This window comes from Falsiroseomonas sp. (assembly GCF_030695085.1).
Lineage (GTDB): Bacteria > Pseudomonadota > Alphaproteobacteria > Acetobacterales > Acetobacteraceae > Falsiroseomonas.
The window spans coordinates 15819-28940 of record NZ_JAUYTS010000161.1 but is presented as its reverse complement, the minus strand read 5'-3'; the positions used below and the strand labels follow the sequence as shown (position 1 = coordinate 28940).

Here is a 13122-nt window from a genome sequence, read left to right as displayed (position 1 = left end):
GCCGGGCCGTTCATGCATTGCCGCCACCATTCGCCTGGACCATCTGGTGCGCGACATGGGCGGCGTACTCCATGCGCCCCTTGGCATCGACATTCAGGCCCCGAGCCCGGCAGAAGGCGGGGAATTCGTCCATGTCGAGATACACGCGAATGACGGCGTGGCCGGCGCGACGGAGCTTCTCCTCGCCCTTCATCGCTGCGTAGAGGAATTTCTCGAAGGTCGCCGGAAGTTTCTCGGCGTCGGCCATGCTGGCGCGCACCTCGGCGAAGGTCTCGGCGCGGTACCAAGCCATACCAACGGCGCTGACGCGCATGCCCTTGTCGCTCATTTGTCTCTCCGTGGGTTAGTCGTGGACTCTCTGTCGCTGCGCCATCGCCGGCCGGTGGTGGCAGCATGATGTCGCGCAGGGGGCTCTGCGCGGGGCTGCTGGCGCTGGCGGCGCAGCGGGTGGCCGAGGCCGGCTCGTTGGCCGCGACCCCGCCACTATCCGTTCCGCATGCCGGCGCCGTTGTTTGCAAGGAAAGGCGTTTCCCACCCGCTGAAATCATCCGGGCCGGCTTCCTAAGTCGAGGCGAGGTTCTCGACCTTGAGAGCCTGAGCGGAAGCCCGCCGCCATCTTGTCGTGAGCGTCGCGAATGATCCGCATGATCGCCTTTGCGCCTGGGCTTTCGGCAATGGCCTCGAAGTGGGTGACAGTCGCATCGATCGTGTCCCGCTTGGCTGGATCGTCTGCGGCGAGGATCGCCAAGGATTGCGCCATGAACATGCTCGCCATTCGAACCTCGCTTCGAAGCATCTGCAGTTCGCTTCGCGTTTCGTCATCCATCGGTGTCCTGCCTTGCTGGTTTATGGCGGCCAGCATCATCACGGAAGCGAAACCGCACGTCCATCGTTTCGCGCGCGTTCGGTCGGGGGTTGCCGCCCCCGCCGCCCGCCGCGTCGCGTCTCTGATCGTCCGCTCCCTCAGTCATGTAACCGTTCCGGCTCTGCACGCTGGCAACATGGAGCAAGCGGCATGAGCATGTCTCGGTTGGAAACTCCCCGAGAAATGTCAGGGGTTATCATCACCTCTGAGTTGATAGCGCAGCGGGTCGGAAAGGTGCTGCGCGAGCGGTACGGGCACATCCGGCACGCCGCGAAGCGCCTCGCCCGGCGGACGCAGGCGGACCCGCGGGCGGTCCAGAACTGGATGGACGGGGTGAACGCCCCGCACGCCGCGCACCTGGTTCGCCTGATGGCGGAGTGCGACGAGCTGGCCGCCGAGATCAACGCGATGGTGCGGGAGGCGTCATGCCCCGAAGCCTGATCCTGGAATTCGGCTGGTGCGGCATCGGCGCCAGCGGCGGGGAGACGCGGGAGGTGCGGTTCCTGCTGATCCGCGCCGCCTATGTGCGCGGCAGCGTCCTGCAGCGCCTTCGCTACTACCGCGATGTGCTGCGGACCGCGCTGATCGCGATCCCGAAGAATGACCCCGCCACCGGCGCCATCGCGGCGCTGTTGGATGGGCCGAGCAATTCGCCGAAGGCCTCCCGGCCCCCGCAAGCGGGTGAGCGGGCCTCGGCGGATGGCGCCTGCGCGCCTGGTACGCAGTCTCGTCTCTCGGGTGTCCCATCAACTGCGGGCTGCGCCGGGCAGCCTCGCTCCTTTTCGGAGGGCGCCCGATGAGCATGGAGACGAACGAGACCGGCCACGACACGCCGGCGCCGGCCGATCCGGATGTCGAGGTTGGCGGGATCGCCGTCGACCGCCTGCGGTCCATCATCGAACGATGGGAGCGCTTGGATGAGGAGAAGCGCGCCATCGCCGCTGATCAGAAGGACATCATGTCGGAGGCCAAGAGCGCGGGCTTCTGCGTCCGCACGATCCGCGCCGTCATCGCGCTGCGGAAGAAGGAGCCGGCGGAAGCAGAAGAGCTTGAAACCATGCTCGATCTTTACAAGCGAGCTTTGGGCCTCTGACATGGCGATGCCCCGCATGAACGCCGAACGCTTCTGGGCCAAGGTGGACCGCACTGGCGGACCGGATGCCTGCTGGATGTGGAAGGGCTATGTCAGCCGCCGCTACGGCGTTCTGAGCATGAATGACCGCCCCGTCCGCGCGCACCGTGCCGCGTGGCTTTTCGCCCACGGAAGCGAGCCTGGCGCAATGGTAGTGTGCCATCGCTGCGATCAGCCTCTTTTGCTGCAATCCGGGCCACCTCTGGTTGGGCACGGTAGCGGACAACAACGCCGACTGCGTTGCCAAGCGGCGCCACGCCCGCGGAGAACGGGTGGCAGGCGCCATCCTGAACGCCGACGCGGTGAGCGAGCTTCGTGCGATGTTCCGTGACGGTGTGCCGCGCCAGCATATCGCGAACCAATTCGGCGTCGCCGTTCCAACGGTCTACGCGATCGCCTCCGGACGACTGTGGAAGCACATCGACGAGGATCGGCCGCATGACATGGCGCGCGCCGCCTAGCCACCAAAGCCTGCCCTTCAACCCGAAACCGGGATGCCGTGACAATGGACATGCAAGTCGCCGCCGGGAGTGCCGACGGGCTTCTGGATCGTGCCGCCTATCTCGACTTCCTGCGCGGCAAGTTCCGTTTCGAGACGGATGCCGGCTTCGTGGTCGATCGCGCCCGCATCAACCCCATGCTGAAGCCGCACCAGGTCGACCTGGTGGAATGGATGGTTCGCAAGGGCCGCTGCGCGTGCTTCGCCGCCTTCGGCCTGGGCAAGTCCTTCATCCAGCTCGAGGTGACGCGGCTGGTCCAGGAATACACCGGCGGCCGCTGCCTCATCGTGCTGCCGCTCGGCGTGCGGCAGGAGTTCACCCGCGATGCTGCAAAGCTCGGTATCACCGTCGCCTTCGTCCGCCGCTCGGATGATGTCGGCGGGCCCGGCATCTACCTGACCAATTACGAGAGCGTGCGGGACGGCAAGCTGGATGTGGCGCTGTTCGAAGGCGCCAGCCTGGATGAAGCCAGCGTGCTGCGCGGCTACGGCACGAAGACCTTCCAGGAATTCCTGATCCTCTTCGCCAGCACGCCCTTCCGCTTCGTCGCGACAGCCACGCCGTCGCCGAACGAGCACAAGGAGCTGATCCACTACGCGGGCTTCCTCGGCGTGATGGACACCGGTCAGGCGCTGACGCGCTTCTTCCAGCGGGACAGCGAGAAGGCCGGCAATCTCACCCTGATGCCGCACATGGAGCGCGAGTTCTGGCTCTGGCTGCATTCCTGGGCTGCCTTCGTGCAGAAGCCTTCCGACCTCGGCCACGATGATGCCGGCTACACCATGCCGCCGCTGGTGGTGCGCGTGCACTACGTCCAGGCCAGCGACATCGCCGGCGGGACGGAGCGCGATGGCCAGCATGTGCTGATCCGCGACGCCGCCCTTGGGCTGAAGGAAGCCGCGACGGAGAAGCGGGAGAGCATCGCCGCCCGCGTCGCCAAGATGGCGGAGATCATCCAGGCCGCACCGGATGATCACTTCATCCTGTGGCACGATCTCGAGGCTGAGCGGCACGCGATCAAGCACGCGCTGCCCGAGGCGATGGAGGTCTATGGCAGCCTGGATCTGGATGAGCGGGAGAGGCGCGTCCTCGGCTTCAGCGATGGCGCCTTCAAGTATCTCGCCACCAAGCCGGTGGTCAGCGGCTCCGGCTGCAATTTCCAGCGCTTCTGCCACCGGGCGATCTTCCTCGGCATCGGGTACAAGTTCAACGACTTCATCCAGGCCATCCACCGCATCCGGCGCTTCCTGCAGCCGCACCAGTGCGAGGTGGACATCATCGTCTGCGAGACGGAGCGGGAGGTCTGGCGCGACCTGGAGCGGAAGTGGATGGAGCATGACGCGCTGACGGAGCGCATGGGCGACCTGATCGCCCAGCATGGCCTCTCCACCCTCGGCCTCGAGCGCGAGCTGGCGCGCACCATCGGCGTGCTGCGGCGAGAGGAAGCGGGCCGCGGCTTTGTGGTGGCGCACAACGACACCGTGCTGGAATGCGACGCCCTGCCGTCCAACAGCCAGGACCTGATCGTCACCAGTATCCCCTTCGGCAACCACTACGAATATTCGGCCAGCTATGAGGACTTCGGTCACAACCAGGACCACGCGAAGTTCTTTGACCAGATGGGCTTCCTTACGCCCAACCTGCTCCGCATCCTCAAGCCCGGCCGCATCTTCGCCTGCCACGTCAAGGACCGGATCCGGTTCGGCAATGTCACCGGCATGGGCATGCCGACGGTGGAGCCATTCCACGCGGACTGCATCCAGCACTACCGCCGCGCCGGCTTCGCCTACATGGGCCTGATCTTTGTCGAGACCGATGTGGTCCGGGAGAACAACCAGACCTATCGCCTGGGCTGGACGGAGCAGTGCAAGGACGGCACCAAGATGGGCGTGGGTTCGCCCGAGTTCATCCTGCTGTTCCGCAAGCTGCCCACGGACACCTCGACCGCCTATGCCGATGTGCCGGTAGTGAAGACGAAGCAAGCCTACAGCCGCGGCCGGTGGCAGATCGACGCCAACGCCAAGTGGCGCAGCTCCGGCGATCGCTTTCTGACCGCTGAGGAGTGGGCGGGCTATGGGCCGGGCGAACTGGCCAAGGCCTTCCGCGACACCACGCGCGATCGCCTGTACAGCTTCGACGACCATGTTGCGGTGGCGGAGGCGCTGGACACCAAGGGTCGCTTGCCCTCCACCTTCGCTTCCGTCGCTGCTGGCAGCCACCGAGATGATGTCTTCGACGACATCGCCCGCATGCGGACGCTGAACGGCCAGCAGGCGCAGCGCAATTTGCAGCAGCACATTTGCCCCCTGCAGCTGGACGTCGTCGATCGCCTGATCGAACGCTACTCCAACCCCGGCGAGCAGGTATTCGATCCCTTCGGCGGCCTGTTCACCGTCCCGTATTGCGCGATCAAGCTCGGCCGGTGCGGTCGGGCGGTCGAGCTCAACCCGGACTACTTCCGCGACGGCCTGCGCCACCTGCGCGAGCTGGAGCGCGACATGTCCACGCCATCCCTCTTCGATGTGGAAGGCCTCCGCGGTACGGCGGTGGCGGCATGAAGCCCCGCAACCTCGCCCCGCTCATTCTGCGCGCCATCCTGGCCGTGGCATTCAGCTTGGCCTGTCTCGGTCTGGCACTGGCCGGGATTGCGCTGATGCTGACGCCCTTCGGGACGGTGGCGCCCCCGGCGATCGCTTTCGTCGCCGCGATCATGTTCGGCATCGGCGCCTGGGCCGCCTTGAGCCTCGAGCCATGAGCCGGCTCCGCGCCTTGTCCCTCGTCGGCGCCCTTGCTGTCGCAGCCGCGCCTGCCACCGCCTGCGACATCGCACTGGTGCTGGCGCTGGATGTCTCCGGCAGCGTCACCACCGAGACCTATGCCTTGCAGCGCGATGGCACCGCGGCCGCACTGGAAAGCCCTGCGGTGGCACGTTCCGCGGCCCATGGCCTGGCCCTGTCCGTGGTCATGTGGGGATCCGGCCAGCACAACGTGCTGCCCTGGCGGGTGCTGACCAGCGCGGCGGATGCGCAGGCAGCCGCAGCCGATCTCCGGCGGGTGCAGCGGCCCGAGGCCGGCATGACCAACGTCGCCGCCGCCCTGCGCGCCGGGATCGACGAATTCCGCGCCCAGCCCTGCACGCCCGTGCGCCGCATCATCGATATCTCCGGTGATGGCCGCCACAGCGGCGCGGTGGACGAGGTGGCTGGTGCCGTGGCGGATGCCCGCGCCTATGGCATCGAGGTCAACGCCCTGCCGGTGGTGACAGACCAGGAACCGGGCGTGGCGGACTGGTACCGCCAGCATGTCACAGGCCCGGCTGGCGGCTTCACCATCCCGGCCGACTGGGCCGGCTTCAGCCTCGCGATCCGGGCCAAGCTGGCCATGGAGATCGCGGCGCGATGAGCCTCCCCCGCCTCCGCGCCGAGCTGCGCGCCGCCCCCGGCCCGACGGCCGAGATGCTGACCCGGGCCTTCGACCTGATCAACCCGGCCGGCCCGCGCCGGGACCAGTTCCTGCGCTTCGTCGCGGCGGAGGCGTGGCTGGATGCAGCCCGCCTGGTGGTGCCGGAGCCTTACCTGATCTGTGGCTCCGAACAGGTGGCCTGCGGCGGGTGGTGCGCGCTGGGCGTGACGCCTTCGGCCGCCATCCGCCACTTCGTCTACCAGGACCGCGCCAAGACCCTGCCCACGGCCATCTGTGCCGCCGCGCTGACCGCGCATGAGGGGGATACCGCAGGATGACGAAGCGCACAGCCTTGGAGCGGCAGGAACAGCGCGCCATCCTGAAATGGCTGCGCCTGGTGCTGCCAACGGGCGCCATGGTGTTCCACATCGCCAATGAAGAGGCCTCCGGCTCCCCCGCGCGCGGCAAGGCGCTGCTGGGCGATGGCGTGCTGCCCGGTTGCCCGGACCTAGTCGTGATCTGGCAGGGCTGTGCCTACTGGCTCGAGGTCAAGCGGAAGGGCCGCCGCGCCAGTGTTCGACCGGCGCAGGTGGAGGCGCACCGCGCGCTGGCGGCCGCAGGGTGCCCGGTGGCGGTGGTGGAGGGACCGGAAGATGCCGACGCCATGCTGCGCGAATGGGGCGTCCCGCTGAAGGTCCCGGCGCCGGCTTGGGGGCGGGCAGCGTGAGCCGCACCGACACATGGATGCCGCTCTACATCGGCGACTATCTCGCGGACACGATGCACCTAACCGGCCCCGAGCACGGCGCTTACCTGCTGCTGCTGATGCACAGCTGGCGTACCGGCCCGCTTCCCGATGACGACCGCCAGCTTGCGGCCATCGCCCGCACAGAGATGGCTGCATGGAGGCGCATGCGGAACACCATCCGCGCCTTCTTCAAGGCCGCAGAAGGTCGGCTGGTCCAGGATCGCATGGAGCGTATCCGCGCGGAGCAGGAGGCGAAGATCGAGCAGGCAAGCGCAGCAGGGAAGGCATCGGCTGAGAAGCGGAAGGCACAGCGCGAGGCCCAACGGAACGGCAACGCCCGTTCAACGCCCGTTGCCGTTCCGTTGGGACGGGAGGGGCAACCGAACGACAACCTACTAGAGACAGAGATAGATAAGAGTTCGGGAGCTTCGCTCCCGGCGGCGCCTCCGCCCCCGCCGCCTGATCGCGGCCCGGTCGATCGCAGGTCGGAGCTCTGGGCTATCGGCCTCCCGCGACTGGTCCGCATGACCGGCAAGCCCACCGACGCCTCCCGCGCCATCCTCGGCCGGCTGCTGCGGGACGCAGGCGACGACTGCGAGCTGCTGAACCGGAAGCTCCTGGAAGCCGAGGATCGCCGTGTGGTGGACCCCGTGGCGTGGCTGGAAGCCGCCATCGGAAGCGCCACCGGCCAACGCGCCAGCAAACCCCGGCCCGGCCATGGCAGCGGCTTCGGCCAGGTGGTGCGCGCCATGCGTGCCGCCCAAGGCGCGGGCCCCATCTTCGACGGCCAGGCAGAGGACGCGCCTGCGGCATGACGAACGCCTCCAACTCCATCGCCATCCTGCCGGAGGCGCCGCCCGCCCCGCGCCCGCCCAGCCCGGCCCTCGCCCGCGCCATGAGCCTGGTGATGGTCGCGCGCCCGGATGGCGCGCCTGGCGGGCTGACCAAGAGCGAGTTCGCAGCCGTCGCCGCCGAGGCGCGGCGCAGGCTGGCCGGCACAGAGGCCGCGCTGGATCAGCGCGCGGAGCCGGGCGTCATCCAGCAGTGGCTGGTGCGGGTGATCAGCCTCATCGGCCACCCCGTGGATGCGGACCAGATCGGCTTCAAGATCGCGGCCATGACGGATCTGCTGGCCGATGTGCCGCGACGCTGCCTGACGAAGCAGAGCGCCGCAGCCGTGGCTGTGGCGGCCGGCCGCTTCTTCCCTCCGGCGAAGGACCTGCTCGCGACCATTCGCCCCGAGACGGCAGAGCTCGAGCGCGATCGGGATCGGCTGAGGGCCGTGCTCCGCGCCGCCGAACGGCCGGCACCAGCGGCGCCCCTGACGGATGATCAGCGCGCGGCCATGAGCGCTGCCGCCAAAACCTACCTGCAGGAAGCTGCCGAAAGGCGGGCCGAGCGCGAAGCGCGTGAGATGTCGGCCGCGCACCGTGATGCCGGCGCCCGCATGGCGGCCATGTCGCCTGACACGTCGGATGCTGAGGTGCGCGCCATAGCAGCCAGCAAGGGTCCCGGCGCTGCCTTGGCGCGGGCGCGCCTGGCCATGGCGGAGCGCCGCCGTCTTGCCTTGTCGCTATCGGCAACGACCAACAGCGCGGAGGTCTCTTCGCCATGAACCAGGACATCGTGACGCGCCTGGCCGAGATTGCGCGACTTCGCGAGCGGGAGCGCCTCGGCTCCGCCTGGGGCGCCGGGATGGCCGCCCAGGATGCCCACGAGAATGTCCGTTGACCAAGCGGGCGAGAAAGCCCGACTTCGGCCCACCCTTCTGGCTTCGGTCAATCGCGCACCGCATGCCGATCATGTCGGAGCCGACGGTACCGGATCCTGGTCGGTTGGATCGGCTGAGGGCCAGGGCGGGGAGGCTGGTTGCATGCATGATCGCGGGAATGGATGAGCAACAGATGCTTGACGCGACGCGGGCCAATGATGCAGACAATGCAGGCGCACTCTCAGGGGAAAGCCCCTCGGAGTGCGGTAGCCATAGCACCCCCCGCTGGCACGTCGCCCTGACGCATCAAGGCGCCGAGAAGCTGGCGGCGGACGAGCTCCGCAAGCAGGACTTCCAGAGCTTCCTGCCTCTCCGACGGCGCGAACCGCGCCCCACTCTGCCAGGCACGCCGCGCCGTCATCGCAGGACAGCGGATGAGGGCCAGCCGGTCATGGTCCCGGCCTATCCTCGATACCTGTTCGTGCTGTTCGATCCGCATCGCGATCCCTGGCGCCGCATCTGCTCGACGCGCGGCATCCGGATGCTGTTTGGCAGCCATCCCGAGCGCCCGACGCCGGTGCCCCACGCCGTCATGGCGCAGGTGATGCGGCTGGCCAGCAAATGGGGGGAGGTCCCGCCACGCCCCGCCGATCCGATGGCACCGCTTGTGGTCGGCGCGATCGTGGAGGTCGCCGTCGGTCTGTTGGCGGGCTTGGCTGCGGTGGTTGTGGCCTGCAACGGCAAGCGCAGCCGGGTCCTGCTGCTGGGTCATGGCCGCGAGGTCGAGATGGACCGGTCTGACATCGGTGCGACATCCGCCGATGCCCGGTGATCCGTTCTACTGGTCACCAGGCTGGCGCCAGGCTCGCGCGAAATACCTTTCGGCCCATCCGGTCTGCGAGGTTCCGCGCTGCGGCAAGCCGACGAAACATGTCGACCACAAGGTCTCTCGCGCCCGAGGCGGCGCTGCCCTCGACCCGAACAATTTCATGGCCCTCTGCCACTCCCACCACTCAGAGAAGACTGCGCGCAAGGATGGCGGCTTCGGCCACAAAGCCGGCACAGTCGGCTTCCGCGGGTGCGACGAACGCGGCTACCCCATCGACCCAGGACACCCCTGGAACCGACCCAGGCGCCTGCCGTGACCGGACGGGCGGCGTCCCCCCCCCGGAGGGGTCTGATCTTGGAGGGGGTAGGGGTACCCTCCATACAGGGTCCTTCCTTTGCGGTGGCAACAGAATTTGGAGGGGGGGTTTCCCCTGAATGGCCCTGAAGGTGGTCGAGAAGCACGCCGCGGTCGCTGATGTCAGTGATTTCGCTGGCGACATCGAGGAGCCCGACTGGGCAGACCTTATCCCGGCCCTGCGCCGCAACGACGCGATGCGACGGCGCGAGCGGGCGCATCGTGAATGGCTGCGGATCACGGGCGCCATGCGGAGCGTCGGCACGCTGGCCCTCGAGAACGGCCCGACGATTAAGCGGCTGATCGTCGCCTACATCCGCTACGACATCGCCGTGGCGCAGGTCATGAGGACCGGCGCGGTCACCAGGACCGCGAAAACGAAAGTGCCACAGCTCAGCATGTGGCAGGTGGAGATGCGGGCCGCCGATGCCGACGCGAACAGCCTCGAGCAAGAGCTCGGCCTCACGCCGCGCCGCCGCGGCGCCGCCAGCAAAGCCCCGCAGAAGCGGCGCGGCGCCACGGCCGCCGACAGCTACCTCAAGAACCGCGTCCGCTGATCCGACCACCGCCTGGGCGCGGGATATCGTCGCTGGCCGCATCATCGCCGGCGAGCTGATGCGCCACACCGCCGAGCGCCATATGCGCGATCTGCGCGATGGGCCGGCCCGCGGGCTGCACTGGCGCCCCGAGTTGGCGCAGCGGGCAATCGACTTCTTCCCGTCCGTGCTGACCATCACGGCCGGCGCGAAGGAGGGCGAACCCTTCAACCTGCTGCCCTACACCATGTTCCTCACCGGCAGCCTGTTCGGTTGGCGGCGAGCGGAGGGCACCAGGCGCTTCACGACATGCTGGGTTGAGACCGGCAAGGGCCAGGCGAAGTCGCCCTGGATGGCGGCGATCGGCCTCTACATGATGGGTTTCTCCGGCATCCCGCGCGCCGAGGTCTACGCCATCGCATCCGACAAGGATCAGGCGAACGTCCTGTTCCGCGATGCCGTCGCCATGTGCCGCGTCACCATGCCGGGCCATGAGGATGGCGACACGCTCGAGGCGCTGAAAGAGGTCATCATCCGCGGCACCGGCGACATGGCGTGGAAGATCGAGCATCCGGAGAGCGGGTCGAAGTTCCAGTCATTGGCCAGCGGCGATGCCATCAGCGGCCCGCGCCCCGCCTGCGTGCTGGCGGACGAGATCCATGAATTCAAGTCCGAAAAGCCGATCGAGATGTGGTCCGCCGCGATCGCCAAGATGCCGGGCGACCCGCTGATGCTGCTGGGCACCAACACACCCGCCGCCGGCCAGATCGTCGCAACCGACTACAGCGAGTATTACCAGCGCGTCTCCAAGGGTGAGTTCCCGGACGATTCGAGCCTCGCGCTTGTTGCGCGGGTGGACACGAATGACGATCCTTTCGCAGACGAAAGCTGCTGGTCGAAGGCGCTTCCCGCGCTTGGCATCACCTACCCGATCGAGAATGTCCGCAAGGAGGTGGTCAAGGCTCGCGGGATGACCGGCAAGGCGCTGACCGTGAAGCGCCTGTTTTTCGGCATCCCGGTTGGTGCATCCGAATTCTGGATCGACCAGGATGCATGGGAGGCCGTCCAGGGTCGCGTGGACCCGGAAGCGTGCCGCGGCATGCGCTGCTGGCTCGCCATGGACCTTTCCCAGAAGAACGACCTGACGGCGCTTGCCGCGGTATGGCAGACGCCGGAGGGCAAGTACCGCGCGCACATCTGGTACTGGACGCCGAAGGACACGCTGCTGGCGCGGGCTCAGGAAGACAAGGCGCCCTACGATCTGTGGGTCGAGGATGGCATCCTGACGGCCGTGCCGGGCAAGGTGATCAGCAAGGATTTCGTGGTCGCCGAAGTCGAAGCCCAGGCTGCAACCAATGACGTCGCCATGCTGGCCTTCGACCAGGCGCACATGGCGGAATTCCGGGCCGAGGCCGATCGGCGTGGGTTCGAGACCTGGGAGTATCAGGGCCCGGACAAGCCCACAGGCAGCGGCCTCTGCATGGTGCGACACGCGCAGGGCGCGCGGGGCATGCACTCCGAAAAGCAGCTCTGGATGCCGCGTTCGCTGCAAACGCTCGAGGACATGATCCTGAACGGCGAGATCGAGATCGATCGGACCGGCCTGACCAGCTGGTGCGCTGCCAACGTGCACCTCAACGAAGATGCAGCCGGGAACCGCTGGATGGACAAGAAGCGCAGCCGCGGCCGCATCGACGGCATCGTTGCGCTGGCCATGGCGGCCGGCGCCGCGAAGTCCGATTTCGATGCTGCGCCGACCGGCGTCTGGGCTGTCCTATGCTGACCCGCCTTGCGACCTGGTGGCTGGAGCGTAAGGCGGTTGGCTTCTCGCAATCCTGGGTGGACCATGTTTTCGGCGGGTCCAAATCCGCCTCCGGCGCCTCAGTCTCCATCAACTCGTCCCTGATGCAGACAGCCAATCTTCGGGCCATCATGGTCAAGGCCGATGTCAGCCAGATCCCGCTGGTACTCATGCGGCGGGAGGGCGGCGGCAACGGCTCCGTGCCTGCCACGGACCATCCGCTGCATGACATGATGCTCTACAAGCCGAATGCCTGGATGGATGGGGTGGAGTGGGTCCGCACCACGGTGATGCACTTCGCGGCCACCGGCCAGGCGATCAGCTATCGCAACATCGACAGCCGCGGCCGTCTCCGAGAACTGATCCCGATCCGCCCGGAAAGCACAAACATCGACGTCACCAATCTGATGGAGATGGACTACACATTGGGCTTGGAGAATGGTGCCCAGGTCCGGGTTGGCCGGGATCGCGTGTTCCACTTTCGCGGCCCGTCCTGGGATGGCTTCCGCGCCATGGACCCGGTGGCGCTGGGCCGCGAAGCGATCGGGCTGGCGCAGTCCACCGAAGAAAGCCAGGCGCGGTTGCACAAGAATGGCGTGCGGTCGAACGGCATGTTCACCCTGAAGGGGCGGCCGGACCAGAAGGAAATCGATCGCGTCCGCGAGATGATCATGCAGACCTATTCCGGCGGTCAGAACTCCGGCAAGCCGATGCTTGCATCTGATGCTCTGGCCTTCGAGAAGCTGAGCATGAGCGGCGGCGAGGCGGAGACGCTGGAAACCCGCCGCTTCCAGATTGAGGAGATCGGCCGGCTACATGGCGTGTTCACCATCATGCTCGGCCACGCCGGCGACCAGAGCCCGACCTTCGCCAGCTCCGAAGCGTTCTTCGCGGCGAATGTCCGCTACACCTACCAGCCGCTGATCCGGGCGTTCACCACTGCGCTCAACACGCAGCTGCTGACCGACGAAGACCGCGCCGCCGGGCTTTTCTTCAATATGGACACGACGGAGCTGCTGCGTGGCAGTCTGAAGGATCGGGCGGAATACTACAAAGCCGCCATCGGCAACGCATCGCAGCCCGGCTGGCTCAGTCCGAACGAGGTTCGCGACGACGATGGCTGGAACCTCGATCCTCGGCCCGAAATGGATCAGGTCCAATTCCCACTGACGATGCGCGGCGCGGGCGCGCCCCCGCAATCTTCCCCGCAAAACGGCGAAACCATCCCTGGTGCAGAGGTCTGA

18 protein-coding genes are annotated in these 13122 nt (G+C 67.3%); 16 read left to right on the top strand and 2 right to left on the bottom strand.

Going from position 1 to position 13122, the window contains the following annotated elements:
* Positions 1-10 precede the first annotated feature (10 nt).
* Together Q8S40_RS18025 and Q8S40_RS18020 are read right to left on the bottom strand one after the other, a co-directional pair.
* Positions 11-328, bottom strand: a complete 318-nt coding sequence (locus tag Q8S40_RS18025) for a hypothetical protein (protein ID WP_305671477.1) — start codon at positions 326-328, stop codon at positions 11-13.
* Between the two features lie 216 nt (positions 329-544).
* A complete protein-coding gene (locus tag Q8S40_RS18020) occupies positions 545-826 on the bottom strand; it encodes a hypothetical protein (protein ID WP_305671476.1) in 282 nt (93 codons plus the stop codon).
* Positions 827-1048: 222 nt separating this feature from the next.
* On the opposite strand from Q8S40_RS18020, the gene Q8S40_RS18015 reads away from it, so the two are divergent.
* From Q8S40_RS18015 to Q8S40_RS17945, 16 genes are all read left to right on the top strand, one after another.
* The gene (locus tag Q8S40_RS18015; protein WP_305671475.1) at positions 1049-1306 is read left to right on the top strand and encodes a hypothetical protein; all 258 of its coding nucleotides are present in this window, start codon (positions 1049-1051) and stop codon (positions 1304-1306) included.
* Entirely contained in the window at positions 1291-1665 is a 375-nt protein-coding gene (locus Q8S40_RS18010; protein WP_305671474.1) for a hypothetical protein, read from the top strand. Before Q8S40_RS18015 ends, Q8S40_RS18010 begins: the two co-directional genes overlap by 16 nt.
* Positions 1662-1958 carry a DUF2312 domain-containing protein gene (locus tag Q8S40_RS18005; RefSeq protein WP_371136857.1) on the top strand — a complete coding sequence of 99 codons (297 nt, stop codon included), beginning with the start codon at positions 1662-1664 and terminating at the stop codon, positions 1956-1958. Before Q8S40_RS18010 ends, Q8S40_RS18005 begins: the two co-directional genes overlap by 4 nt.
* Positions 1959-2269: 311 nt before the next feature.
* On the top strand, positions 2270-2458 hold the full coding sequence (locus Q8S40_RS18000; protein WP_305671473.1) for a hypothetical protein: 189 nt from the start codon (positions 2270-2272) through the stop codon (positions 2456-2458).
* A 44-nt stretch (positions 2459-2502) separates the two neighbouring features.
* A complete protein-coding gene (locus tag Q8S40_RS17995) occupies positions 2503-5055 on the top strand; it encodes a DNA methyltransferase (protein WP_305671472.1) in 2553 nt (850 codons plus the stop codon).
* The gene (locus Q8S40_RS17990) at positions 5052-5252 is read left to right on the top strand and encodes a hypothetical protein (RefSeq protein WP_305671471.1); all 201 of its coding nucleotides are present in this window, start codon (positions 5052-5054) and stop codon (positions 5250-5252) included. Before Q8S40_RS17995 ends, Q8S40_RS17990 begins: the two co-directional genes overlap by 4 nt.
* On the top strand, positions 5249-5899 hold the full coding sequence (locus tag Q8S40_RS17985; RefSeq protein WP_305671470.1) for a DUF1194 domain-containing protein: 651 nt from the start codon (positions 5249-5251) through the stop codon (positions 5897-5899). Before Q8S40_RS17990 ends, Q8S40_RS17985 begins: the two co-directional genes overlap by 4 nt.
* Positions 5896-6237, top strand: coding sequence for a hypothetical protein (locus Q8S40_RS17980; RefSeq protein ID WP_305671469.1), 342 nt, complete (start codon positions 5896-5898; stop codon positions 6235-6237). Before Q8S40_RS17985 ends, Q8S40_RS17980 begins: the two co-directional genes overlap by 4 nt.
* Entirely contained in the window at positions 6234-6626 is a 393-nt protein-coding gene (locus tag Q8S40_RS17975; RefSeq protein WP_305671468.1) for a hypothetical protein, read from the top strand. The genes Q8S40_RS17980 and Q8S40_RS17975 overlap by 4 nt, the downstream gene beginning before the upstream one ends.
* Positions 6623-7462 carry a DUF1376 domain-containing protein gene (locus Q8S40_RS17970; RefSeq protein ID WP_305671467.1) on the top strand — a complete coding sequence of 280 codons (840 nt, stop codon included), beginning with the start codon at positions 6623-6625 and terminating at the stop codon, positions 7460-7462. Before Q8S40_RS17975 ends, Q8S40_RS17970 begins: the two co-directional genes overlap by 4 nt.
* Positions 7463-7542: 80 nt before the next feature.
* Positions 7543-8262 (top strand): hypothetical protein, encoded by a 720-nt coding sequence (locus Q8S40_RS17965; protein WP_305671466.1) that lies wholly within the window; start codon positions 7543-7545, stop codon positions 8260-8262.
* Between the two features lie 274 nt (positions 8263-8536).
* On the top strand, positions 8537-9190 hold the full coding sequence (locus Q8S40_RS17960; RefSeq protein WP_305671465.1) for a transcription termination/antitermination protein NusG: 654 nt from the start codon (positions 8537-8539) through the stop codon (positions 9188-9190).
* The gene (locus tag Q8S40_RS25205) at positions 9129-9503 is read left to right on the top strand and encodes an HNH endonuclease signature motif containing protein (protein ID WP_371136856.1); all 375 of its coding nucleotides are present in this window, start codon (positions 9129-9131) and stop codon (positions 9501-9503) included. The genes Q8S40_RS17960 and Q8S40_RS25205 overlap by 62 nt, the downstream gene beginning before the upstream one ends.
* Before the next feature lie 118 nt (positions 9504-9621).
* A complete protein-coding gene (locus Q8S40_RS17955; protein WP_305671464.1) occupies positions 9622-10098 on the top strand; it encodes a P27 family phage terminase small subunit in 477 nt (158 codons plus the stop codon).
* A 58-nt stretch (positions 10099-10156) separates the two neighbouring features.
* A complete protein-coding gene (locus Q8S40_RS17950) occupies positions 10157-11860 on the top strand; it encodes a terminase large subunit (RefSeq protein WP_305671463.1) in 1704 nt (567 codons plus the stop codon).
* Entirely contained in the window at positions 11854-13122 is a 1269-nt protein-coding gene (locus Q8S40_RS17945) for a phage portal protein (protein ID WP_305671462.1), read from the top strand. The genes Q8S40_RS17950 and Q8S40_RS17945 overlap by 7 nt, the downstream gene beginning before the upstream one ends.

What these genes read in the sequence shown, in the direction of transcription:
- Q8S40_RS17980 (WP_305671469.1), top strand. Translation starts at nt 5,896, where the DNA reads ATGAGCCTCCCCCGCCTCCGCGCCGAGCTGCGCGCCGCCCCCGGCCCG.
- Q8S40_RS17945 (WP_305671462.1), top strand. Translation starts at nt 11,854, where the DNA reads ATGCTGACCCGCCTTGCGACCTGGTGGCTGGAGCGTAAGGCGGTTGGC.
- Q8S40_RS17955 (WP_305671464.1), top strand. Translation starts at nt 9,622, where the DNA reads ATGGCCCTGAAGGTGGTCGAGAAGCACGCCGCGGTCGCTGATGTCAGT.
- Q8S40_RS17985 (WP_305671470.1), top strand. Translation starts at nt 5,249, where the DNA reads ATGAGCCGGCTCCGCGCCTTGTCCCTCGTCGGCGCCCTTGCTGTCGCA.
- Q8S40_RS17950 (WP_305671463.1), top strand. Translation starts at nt 10,157, where the DNA reads ATGCGCCACACCGCCGAGCGCCATATGCGCGATCTGCGCGATGGGCCG.
- Q8S40_RS17960 (WP_305671465.1), top strand. Translation starts at nt 8,537, where the DNA reads ATGGATGAGCAACAGATGCTTGACGCGACGCGGGCCAATGATGCAGAC.
- Q8S40_RS18020 (WP_305671476.1), bottom strand. Translation starts at nt 826, where the DNA reads ATGGATGACGAAACGCGAAGCGAACTGCAGATGCTTCGAAGCGAGGTT.
- Q8S40_RS18005 (WP_371136857.1), top strand. Translation starts at nt 1,662, where the DNA reads ATGAGCATGGAGACGAACGAGACCGGCCACGACACGCCGGCGCCGGCC.
- Q8S40_RS18025 (WP_305671477.1), bottom strand. Translation starts at nt 328, where the DNA reads ATGAGCGACAAGGGCATGCGCGTCAGCGCCGTTGGTATGGCTTGGTAC.
- Q8S40_RS18015 (WP_305671475.1), top strand. Translation starts at nt 1,049, where the DNA reads ATGTCAGGGGTTATCATCACCTCTGAGTTGATAGCGCAGCGGGTCGGA.
- Q8S40_RS25205 (WP_371136856.1), top strand. Translation starts at nt 9,129, where the DNA reads ATGGCCGCGAGGTCGAGATGGACCGGTCTGACATCGGTGCGACATCCG.
- Q8S40_RS17975 (WP_305671468.1), top strand. Translation starts at nt 6,234, where the DNA reads ATGACGAAGCGCACAGCCTTGGAGCGGCAGGAACAGCGCGCCATCCTG.
- Q8S40_RS17965 (WP_305671466.1), top strand. Translation starts at nt 7,543, where the DNA reads ATGAGCCTGGTGATGGTCGCGCGCCCGGATGGCGCGCCTGGCGGGCTG.
- Q8S40_RS17990 (WP_305671471.1), top strand. Translation starts at nt 5,052, where the DNA reads ATGAAGCCCCGCAACCTCGCCCCGCTCATTCTGCGCGCCATCCTGGCC.
- Q8S40_RS17995 (WP_305671472.1), top strand. Translation starts at nt 2,503, where the DNA reads ATGGACATGCAAGTCGCCGCCGGGAGTGCCGACGGGCTTCTGGATCGT.
- Q8S40_RS18010 (WP_305671474.1), top strand. Translation starts at nt 1,291, where the DNA reads ATGCCCCGAAGCCTGATCCTGGAATTCGGCTGGTGCGGCATCGGCGCC.